At 62.0% G+C, this 7,853-nt stretch carries 3 protein-coding genes; 2 read left to right on the forward strand and 1 reads right to left on the reverse strand.

Annotated elements, in window-relative coordinates; all coding sequences use genetic code 11:
* Nucleotides 1-29: 29 nt before the first annotated feature.
* Entirely contained in the window at nt 30-311 is a 282-nt protein-coding gene (locus tag ARCT_RS27725; RefSeq protein ID WP_154665267.1) for a hypothetical protein, read from the reverse strand.
* A gap of 97 nt (nt 312-408) precedes the next feature.
* Between ARCT_RS27725 and ARCT_RS0100240 the strand changes: the two genes are divergently transcribed.
* Nucleotides 409-4,377 (forward strand): AMP-binding protein, encoded by a 3,969-nt coding sequence (locus ARCT_RS0100240; RefSeq protein ID WP_027238315.1) that lies wholly within the window; start codon nt 409-411, stop codon nt 4,375-4,377.
* Nucleotides 4,374-7,841, forward strand: coding sequence for a non-ribosomal peptide synthetase (locus ARCT_RS0100245; RefSeq protein WP_027238316.1), 3,468 nt, complete (start codon nt 4,374-4,376; stop codon nt 7,839-7,841). The genes ARCT_RS0100240 and ARCT_RS0100245 overlap by 4 nt, the downstream gene beginning before the upstream one ends.
* The last annotated feature ends 12 nt before the right edge of the window (nt 7,842-7,853 follow it).

Here is a 7,853-nt window from a genome sequence, read left to right on the forward strand (position 1 = left end):
TCAGGCGTGGAAGACTAGCATGAAATTTTTCAAACATCTATATATTGTTTTGATTTCATAATTGCAAATACAGGTTGTATTGATAATTGTTTTGTGGTTTCAAATATATGGCGAGGTTCACGCCGATAGTTTTCTTGTAGATTTTCGATGCCATGCGCTTTTGGCGGGGGGCCAAAGCACTGCTTGTCTGCCTGGGGCATCGGCCGGAACAACAGCTTCAACGGTTTGAAATTTGGGTGAAAGCCACAAAACCAAACGAAAAACTGACCCGTTTGAGGCCCAAAAGCGACGGCGCTGGCTACTGGTCCCAAGCCGGTCTGGCCTTGGTTGGAGAGTGCTGGCTCCGGGCGATGAGCGGTGCCGGAGGTTGTGAGTTTTACCCCAAGGGGTGAGGAAAGGATTCGACGGATGGATTTTGAAAAAGGCTTGATCAGAACGCTGCAAGATCGCGCAGCCGCTGAGGATCGAACTGCATTTTCTTTCCTGTCGTCGCCGTCTCAGCCGCCTGAAAAACTAAGCTATCGGGGGCTGGACGCAGCGGCGCGGGCGCTGGCTTTGGGCTTGCAGACAGAGGCCGAGGCCATGGGTGTTGAGCTTAGACAGGCGCCGGTCCTCATCGCGCTGCCTGCCGGGCTGGCGTTTTTGCACAGTTATTTTGGCTGCCTTTATGCCGGTGCCATTGCTGTGCCGATCAAATACCCACAGCTGAATCGCCCGATGGATCACACGCAGAACGTTGCCGCAGATTGTGGCGCCCGGCTGGTAATTTCCACCCGTGAAATGCGCGCGCGACTTTGTGAGGCGCTGCCGGACCTGCGGGTTCTCGCCATCGAGGATCTGCCGACCACCACATCAGAGCGGCCCTGGCTGGATCCCGATCTGAGCGGCGCAGATATTGCGCATTTGCAATATACATCAGGATCCACGTCAGCGCCCAAAGGGGTGGCAATCAGCCACGACAATATCGCCAGCAATGCCGCCGATGTTTGTGCCAGTTTTGCGATCCCGGACACCAGCCGCCTTTTGTGCTGGCTGCCACATTACCATGATCTGGGGCTGATCTTTGGCTGCATCGTGCCGGTCTTTTCCGGCAGTCATAGCCTGTTGATGCCCCCCACCCATTTTGCCCAACGACCGGTGCGCTGGTTGCAGGCGATGCAGGACCATGGGGTGACCCATTCTGCGGCGCCCAATTTTGCCTTTGACGCCTGCCTGGCGCTGCCACGCAGTGCGACTGCCGATCTCGATCTGTCCGCTGTTGTGGCCCTGCTGAATGGGGCAGAGCCGGTCCGGGCGCAGACCGTGCGCCGCTTTGCGGATCGCTTTGCCGCGAACGGTCTGGGACCGGATGTGCAGTGCCCGTCATATGGCATGGCGGAAAACACCCTGGTAATCAGCGTCAATGGCCCTGGCAATGCGCTGACATGGGAAAGGTTTGACAGCGATGCGCTGCAACAGCGGCGGTTGGTTCCGGTGGCTGACCCGCAGCAGCGTCACCGCGAATTGGTGGTCTGTAGCGGCGCGCCGCTTGGCTGTGAGCTCAGGATCGTGAACCCTGACACCCGGCAGGCCTGCGCCATTGGTGACATTGGCGAAATCTGGGTGCAGGGACCTTCTGTCGCCGCAGGCTATTGGCAGCGCGCGGCGCTGACCCAAGAGAAGTTCCATGCGCATCTGGCCGGCGAGTCAGGAGCCGGAGAACCAGGAACCGGAGAGTCAGGAGACTGGCTGCGCACCGGCGATCTGGGCGGGTTTTGCAACCAGGGTTTGATTGTCATTGGCCGGTTGGACGACGTGATGGTGCTGCGTGGCATCAATTACAGCCCCGAGGATATCGAACTCACGGTTGAGGCCTGCGATCCGGCGCTGGAGCCGGGTGGGGCTGTGGTATTTTCCAGTGAAATTCCTGCCGAGGTCACAGGTGGTACTGGCGGCAATAGTGGCCGCGTCAGCGGCAGTGCGGCCCGGCTGGTGGTGGTGCATGAGGTCACCCGCAGTGCGCTTCGGACCCTGCGCCGCGGTGGCGCCGCAGCTGAGGACCTACAGCAGCATCTGGTTGCTATCATCCGGGCACAGGTGGCCGAACAGCACGATCTTGATCTTGGGGCGCTGGTTCTGTTGCCGCCCAAGGGCGTGCCCAAAACCCATACCGGCAAGAAAAAGCGTCATGCCTGTCGCTTGGGGTTTGCCGCTGGTACCTTCACGGGTGAGGCGCGCTGGATTTCCCCGCGCTACGCGCCGGCGACCGCCGCCCCACCAGCGGATAAGCCAGCCCCCCAGGCGGGGGACGCAGAGCTGGCAGCCTCTGGTGCAGAGTCCGAGGCTTTGACGGCAAAAACCGCCGATCTGATCAGCTGGCTGCGGGACTATGGCGAAACCCGGTTGAACTCGCGGCTGATGGACGAGCGGCGGACAATGCCGCCCTATGTGGTGATGGATTTTGCCAACCAGGGCCTGTTGGGCATGGTGGCACCAAAACATTATGGCGGTCTGGGGCTGCGCAATACCGATATTGTCGATGTCGTACAGCAGATGGCAGCGATCGACACCACATTGGCCTCCTTTACGGTGGTCAATAATGCGCTGGGGCTGCGCCCGATCCTGCGCCATGGGCAACCGGATCTTGTTGATCGGCTGATGCCGGACCTGGCCTCGGGGCGCAGGTTGGCCTCCTTTGCCATGACCGAGGCCGGTGCCGGTTCCAATATCCGCAACCTTTCTGCCCGCGGGCTGCCCGATGGCGCTGGCGGCTGGCAGTTGCAGGGAACCAAGCGGTGGTCGGGTTCTGCGGCCTGGGCTGGGGTGATCAATACCTTTGTGCGGCTAGAAGACCCGCAAGGCGGCGGTCAGGCGGTCAGCGGCTTTGTGCTGGACGCCGAGTCTGCGGGGCTGCGCCAAGGCCCCGAAGCGCTGACGCTGGGGCTGCGGGCCATGGTGCAGAACCAGGTTGTTCTGGACGGGGTGCAGGTCACCGCGGATCAGCGACTGGGCGAGATCGGACAGGGCATGGTCGCGGCAACGGATGCGATGGAATATGGCCGCTTTGCAATCGCCGTGATGTCGCTTGGGGTGGTGAAGCGCTGTTTGCAACTGATGCTGCGCCACGGCAGCCGCCGCGAGATTGCCACGGGGGCCTTGCTCGACAATCCGGCAACCAGCCTGCGGATCGCTGAACTGGCCAGTGCCGCCAGCGGCATCGAGGCCATGGTGCGCAGGGTTGCGGCGCAGCTGGACGCGGGTCAATCGCTGCCGACCGAGCTGTTTTGTGCCTGCAAATCGCTGGCGCCGGAATATGCCTGGACGGCCGCTGACGGGCTGATCCAGCAGATGGCGGGGCGGGGCTACATCGAGACGAATATTGCGCCGCAGATCCTGCGCGACGCGCGGGTGTTGCGTATTTTCGAAGGACCAACAGAGCCGATGAACGCCCATATCGGGGCGCGATTGGCACAGTTCCCAGAGACCTTGGTGAACTATGTTGGCGGCCAGTTGCAGCAGCCGGAGCTGGGCACGGAGCTGGCCTCAAGCGCCCAGCAGATCTGGCAGTATCATCAGGACCATCAGGCCCAGTGGGGGGGCCATGCTGCAGCCAAGGCACAGGCGCATCTGTCGATTGGCGCAGCGGCAAGCTATGGCCTGATGCTGGCCTGCCTGCGGTATCAGGCGCAGGCCAAGGGAACAGCCCCAGACCCTGCCGAGACCCGCGCACAGGATTGGGCGCGGCGACAGTTTGATCTGGCCTGGGCCAGGGCGCTTACGGTCTCTCCGGCGCTGGCGGTGCGGCTGGAACGGACAGAAATGGATGCGTTGCGCGACAGTTGCGCGGCGGCGATTGGCGATGTTGAACAACAGATGGCCGGGGTCGAGACCGATCTTGATGGCTTGATCCGGCGCAATACACCGCAGGCCACCCCGGTGCCGCAGGCGCCAGCCCTGGCTGCAGCTCCCGCCGCCACGGCGCCTGCCGCTGGGGAGGGAGCAGAAACCCGGGCGCTGAGCACTTGGATCAAACGCTGGATGGCCTCGGAGTTTCAGATTGATGCGGCAGAGATCGACGAGAGCGCCCGGTTTTCCAGCTTTGGCATGGATTCGGTTGCGGCGATGTTGCTCACCGGTGCGCTGGAGGACTGGGTCGATGTGGATCTGCCGGCCGCGCTGGTGTGGGAGCACCGCAGCATTGTGGCGCTTGCCACCCATGTCGCGGGCCTGCCCGGCGTGACAATTCCAGATATCGATGCGCCCCCTGCTGATGGGTCACAGGCGGAGGTCGCGCCCACAGATCTGATGTCGCTGCTGGCCGGGGCAGATGACCTGTCGGAGCAGGAGTTGGCAGAGCTGATCGCGCGTCTTGATCGCACGACACCGGAGGTCACATGACAAAAGAATCCCCACCGGTGAGCGCCAGCAAAGACGCCCTGAAAGCCCATCTCAAGAGCCTGCTGCGCAACCGGATGGGCGGCTCTGAGGCGTGGTATCCGCTTAGCCAGGGTCAGCAGTCCCTGTGGTTTTTGTGGAAAATGGCACCTGAAAGCACCGCCTTTTCCATGGTGTTTCCGATGCATATCCGGGGCGCCCTGGATCGCGGGGCGCTGGACCGCGCCTTTGCGGCTCTGGTCGCGCGCCACGCCTGCCTGCGCTGCGCTTTTGTCGAAGAGGACGGTATTGTGCGTCAGGGCAATCACCCGAACCAGAGCCCCCGCATCCAGCACCGGGATGCCGAGGGATGGAGCCAGGAGGCCCTGCAACAGGATCTTGAGGCAACCGCACGGCGCCCCTTTGATCTGCGCGGTGACGCCAGCCTGCGGGCGCATTTGTGGCGGTGCGGGGCAGAGTCCCATGTGTTTTGTCTGGTGATGCACCATATCACCGGCGATCTGTGGTCGCTGGTGGTGCTGATGGATGAGCTGCAGCAGCTGTATGCAGCTCAATGTCAGGTCCAGCCGCAGTGTTCCGGCAGGGATGCCAACGTTGCGGTTCCGGCTGTTTTACCGGATCTGCCGGTGACCTATGGCGACTATGTGCAGGCCATGCAGCTGGCACAGGAGGGCGGCAAACATCAGGCGGCGCTGGACTATTGGGCGCAGGAGCTGGCAGGGGATTTACCGGCGCTGGATCTGCCTACGGATTTTGCCCGCCCGGCCCGGCAACAGTTTGACGGTGCAACACATTTTCAGACCTTGGATGCGGAGATAACCTCCGGGATCGAGGCCCTGGCACGCGCCCAGGATACCACCGTATTTGTTGTGCTTCTGGCCGCCTATCAAACGCTCTTGCATCGGTTTTCCGGACAATCCCAGCTGATGGTCGGCACGCCGTTTTCCGGGCGCACCCTGCCCGGAACCGCTGGGATCATTGGTGATTTTATCAATATGCTGCCGCTGAAGGCAGTGTTCGACGAGACGGCCACATTTGCCAGCCATGTTGCTGCACTGCGGGACCGGCTGCTGCAGGCGATGAAACATCAGGAGGTGCCGTTTTCGCAGATTGTTGATCGCCTCGCCCCGGTACGGGATCTGAGCCGTCCGCCGGTGTTTCAAACCACCTTTGTGCTGCAAAAATTCCACCGCTACGGCGCGCTGCAAAACGCCTTTTTGCCGGGAGAAGGCGAAAGCCCCGTGCCCTTTGCGGATCTGGAACTCAGTGGCATACCGATGGCGCAGCAGGATGGGCAATTTGATCTCAACCTGGAAATGAAACGTGACAGCCTGGGCCGGATGCAGGCGGCATGGAAATATGACAGGGCGCTGTTCTCGGGGGCTACAATTGCAAATATCGCGGCCTGTTTTCGGGTGCTGTTGCAGGGGCTGATCCAGCAGCCAACAAAGCCGGTGGCCCGGCTGCCGCTGTTGCAGGCCAGCGAAGCAGATGCGGTGATAGCGGCCGCCAAAGGGCCAGTTGTTGCGCCACCAGAGCAAAAATCCCTGGCGGAGCTGTTTGAATACTGGGCGCATAAAACGCCCCAGGCCCCGGCGATTTCCTGCCCTGACCAGCAGCTGAGCTATATCGCCTTGCAAGACAGAATGCAGCATCTGGCGCGGGCGCTGGCGGTGCGCGGGGTCAGCCGTGAATCTATGGTTGCCCTGGTGCTGCCGCGCGGCTGTGATCTGGCGGTGGCCATGCTTGGCACCCAGCGCGCCGGGGGCGCGTTTTTGCCGCTGGCGCCGGACACGCCGCCAAAACGGCTGCAACAGGTCATAGGCCTGAGCGACAGCCGCCTGGTTCTGACCTCTGCCGCGACAGAGGCGGCGCTGCGACTTGCTCTGGGCGCGACAGGCCCAGAGGTGGTGAGCATCGAAGCACTGTTGTCGCAAGCGCAGGATCACGCCTTGCCAGATCTGCCAAGCCTGCCAGGGGACACAGATCTGGCCTATATGATGTTCACCTCCGGCTCTACCGGCACGCCAAAGGGGGTGATGGTTGAACATCTGGGCATGGTGAACCACAGCTTAGGCAAGCTGGAGGATCTGGGATTCAGTGCTGCGGATTGCCTGGCGCAGAATGCGCCGGCCAGCTTTGACGTGGTGGTCTGGCAAAATCTGGCTCCGCTGGCCTGTGGTGGCTCGGTGCGGGTGATTGGCGACAGAGATATCGAAGACCCGGCGCGGCTGTTTGCCGCTTGTCGTGCCAGTGGGGTGACGGTGCTGCAAGTGGTGCCCTCCATGATGCGTGCCCTGATCGAAGAGGCCGAGGCCGCGGGCCAGCCACCGGATCTCGGCGCGCTGCGCTGGCTGGTCCCCACGGGGGAGGCGCTGCCGACCGAGCTCTGTCATCGTTGGTTGGCGCTTTACCCGGATATTCCAATCCTGAACACCTATGGATCAACGGAATGTTCCGATGACCAATGCCACTATCGGCTGGTCAAAATGCTGCCCGAGGATGATATCGCGCCGATCATCACCGTTGGCACGCCGATCCGCAACATGGCGGCCTATGTGCTGGATCCGGCATTGCATCCGGTGCCGCCGGGGGTGACGGGGGAGCTCTATATCGGCGGTATCGGTGTGGGGCGGGGTTATCGCGGTGACGCCGCCAAAACCGAGGCGGCCTTTTTGCCCGATCCTTTCTCTGATCGTCCGGGCGCCAGGTTGTACCGGTCGCGGGATATGGCCCGACGGCGTGCCGATGGGCGGATTGATTTCCTGGGGCGGCTCGACACCATGGTCAAGCTACAGGGGGTGCGCATTGAACCTGCCGAGATTGAAGCGGCGCTGGTGGCGGATCCGCAGATCTCCAGCGCTCTGGTCCAGCCGCGCCCTGACCCCGAGGGACAGATGCGGTTGGTGGGCTATATCGTGGCTGCTGGCGGGCAGACCCCGGATCATATCCAGGTGCGCGCCAACCTCAGCCAGCGGTTGCCCTATTCGATGATCCCGGATGTGCTGGTGGCGCTGCCGGAAATACCCCTGACGGCAAATGGCAAACGTGACGTGAAGGCGCTGCCGGACCCACCCTGGCCAGACCTGACGCGGGTCGAGCTGGTTCCGCCTAAAACCAAAACGGAACAGCAGATCGCGGATATTTGGGCCGGGCTTTTGGGCCGCGACACTGTCTCGGTGCAGGAGGATTTCTTTGCCGCCGGCGGGGACAGTATCAAATCCATCAAACTGGCGGCGCGGGCGCAGGATCTGGGCCTGCCACTTGAGGCGGCGGATGTCTTTATCAACCGAACCATCGCCGCCATCGCGCAACAGGTTGATTTGGCTGCCCTGTCGCGGGCGGACAAGGACCAGCTCAAATCCATTGCCAAGGCCACCGCCAAGGAAAATATCCAAGAGCTGTTTGATCCCGCGCTGCTGTCCAGAGCGGCGCGGCTTGTCACATTTGATCAGGACGACAGTTGATCAGGAGGGAAA

The sequence above is a fragment of the Pseudophaeobacter arcticus DSM 23566 genome (assembly GCF_000473205.1).
In the GTDB taxonomy this organism is placed as follows: domain Bacteria; phylum Pseudomonadota; class Alphaproteobacteria; order Rhodobacterales; family Rhodobacteraceae; genus Pseudophaeobacter; species Pseudophaeobacter arcticus.